This window comes from Microbulbifer sp. 2205BS26-8, from assembly GCF_030731025.1.
GTDB lineage: Bacteria > Pseudomonadota > Gammaproteobacteria > Pseudomonadales > Cellvibrionaceae > Microbulbifer > Microbulbifer spongiae.
In genome coordinates, this window is sequence record NZ_JAVAMR010000167.1 from 1 (window position 1) to 646 (window position 646).

Below are 646 nucleotides of genomic sequence, written 5' to 3' on the forward strand. Positions count from 1 at the left end.
GGTGTTCAAAACTCTGTGTCAGCCAAGTAGCCTCATAGGCTGATGTATTTCTCTAATCGCTCCGGGAAGTGGATCGCGAGCTGTGACAACGTCAGGTTCCAGTTTTGAATTGGACGCGACCAGCGCTCGGAGGCTTTCAGTATACCGGCATACAACAGCTTGAGTAAGCTGTTCTCACTGGCGAAGCCGCCCTTGGTCTTGGTCAGCTTCCGGAACTGCCGGTGGACAGCCTCGACAGCGTTGGTAGTGTAAATCGCCTTACGCACGTATTCGGGATATTTGAAGTAGGTGGACAGGGTGGGCCACTTGTTGCGCCATGACTTGATTACCATTGGATATTTGTCGCCCCCCTGACCTCCAACTCGTCCAGGGCGCTCTCGGCGGCATTGAGCGTAGCTGCTTTGTAGACGCACTTGAGGTCGACCATGAAGGCCTTCTGATTCTTCGAGGCCACGTACTTCATCGAGTTACGGATCTGATGGATGATACAGTGCTGGATCTCAGTTTTGGGGTAGAGGCTCTCGATGGCCTCGGGGAAGCCCTGCAGGCCGTCCACACAGGCAATCAGGATGTCTTTAACTCCACGGTTGTAGAGGTCAGTTAGCACGCTCAGCCAGTGGTGTGCGCCTTCCTGCCCGGAGAGGTA

At 54.6% G+C, this 646-nt stretch carries 1 pseudogene; it reads right to left on the reverse strand.

The window, feature by feature from the left end:
• Nucleotides 1–32 precede the first annotated feature (32 nt).
• Nucleotides 33–646: pseudogene (locus tag Q5Y71_RS17080) on the reverse strand (IS256 family transposase); the annotation flags it as partial.